1 protein-coding gene is annotated in these 1,429 nt (G+C 65.6%); it reads left to right on the top strand.

Annotation, left to right across the window (positions count from 1 at the left end):
* The first annotated feature begins 99 nt into the window (after positions 1-99).
* On the top strand, positions 100-1,374 hold the full coding sequence (locus tag AC0L20_RS39470) for an IS256 family transposase (RefSeq protein ID WP_473295584.1): 1,275 nt from the start codon (positions 100-102) through the stop codon (positions 1,372-1,374).
* The last annotated feature ends 55 nt before the right edge of the window (positions 1,375-1,429 follow it).

The following is a 1,429-nucleotide window of genomic DNA, read 5'->3' as shown; positions in this document are numbered from 1 at the left end:
GGGGATGTCCCGGGTTCTGTTGAATTTCTGAAGAGGTCGGCGTTGCCCCCCTTGAGCCGGTAGGCTCGGGGTGCTGATTCCACAAAGGAGAGCAACGCCATGACGAGAGATATCACACCGGCTGGTTCGCCGGCGACCGGGGCTGTGGACGAAGCGTTTGCAGAAGTGCGGGCGAGCTTCGATCGGTTCTGCCTTGCGGCAGGGATCGAGGCGCTCGGCACGATGATGGAGGCGGATGTCACGGCGGCCTGCGGGCCGCGCCACGATCGCGACGCGGCGCGGCGGGCGCACCGTTGGGGCCGAACGCGGGGACGGATCGGCTTCCACGGCGGCAAGATCGAGGTCGAGCGCCCGCGGGTCCGGGGCGTGGATAGCGGCGAGGTCACGATCCCGAGCTGGGAAACGGCGGCGCAGGAGGATTGGCTCGGTCGCTGGGCGATGAACCTGATGCTGATCAATGTGTCGACGCGCCGGTTCGGCCGCGCCGTCCGGCTGCCCGAAGGTGACGTGCCGGCACCGCCCGGATCGGGGGTTTCGAAGTCGGCGGCCTCGCGGAGGTTCGTAGCGCTGTCGGCGGCGCGGCTGGCTAACTTCATGGCTGCCGATCTGTCCGCGCTCGACCTTCTGGTGGTCCAAATCGACGGGCTGCATCTCGGCGACGATCTCGTGCTGGTCGCCGCGATCGGAGTTGACGGCGAAGGCAACAAGCATCCGCTGGCGCTGGTGGAAGGGGCGACCGAGAATGCCGCAACGGTTCAGGCCCTGCTGGACAACCTGGTCTCGCGCGGGCTCGACCCGACGATGCCAAGACTCTTCATCGCCGACGGCGCGAAAGCGTTGTCGAAGGCGATCCGCCGCACCTTCGGTTCGGCCGCTGCGATCCAGCGCTGCCAGATCCACAAGGCGCGCAACATCATGGAACGCCTGCCGAAAGAGCATCATGCGCCCACCCGTCGGGTGCTGCGCCAGGCGTGGGAGCTCGATGACGCCGACAAGGCTGAAAAATTGATCCGCAATCTCGCGCGTCGCCTCGACCAGCAATGGCCCGGCGTCGCGGCCAGCATCCTCGAAGGCCTCGACGAAATCCTGACTGTCGTCCGGTTGAAGCTGCCGAAGGAGCTTCGTCGATCGCTCGCCTGTACCAACATCGCCGAGAACATGATGGGCACCATTCGCCGCGTCACGCGCAACGTCAAACGCTGGCGGGATGCCGGTATGGCCTTGCGATGGGTCGCGGCCGGCATGATCGAGGCCAACAAGGGCTTTCGACGATTGAAGGCGCATAAGCAATTGTCGGTTCTGCGTACGGCCCTTCAAGCTCACCACGATCGCATGACGATCAAGCCCGTTGCCCACGTCTCGAGGGCCGCGTAACATTCATCCCGGCAACGTCGGCCCGACGTAGTTCAACACCGATCGGGACATCCCC

It is taken from the genome of Bradyrhizobium sp. Kon58 (genome assembly GCF_055807455.1).
This window is presented reverse-complemented; position numbering and strand designations above follow the sequence as displayed.

Bases quoted from the DNA above. Each gene is read 5' to 3' on its own strand.
- AC0L20_RS39470 (WP_473295584.1), top strand. From the start codon at position 100: ATGACGAGAGATATCACACCGGCTGGTTCGCCGGCGACCGGGGCTGTG.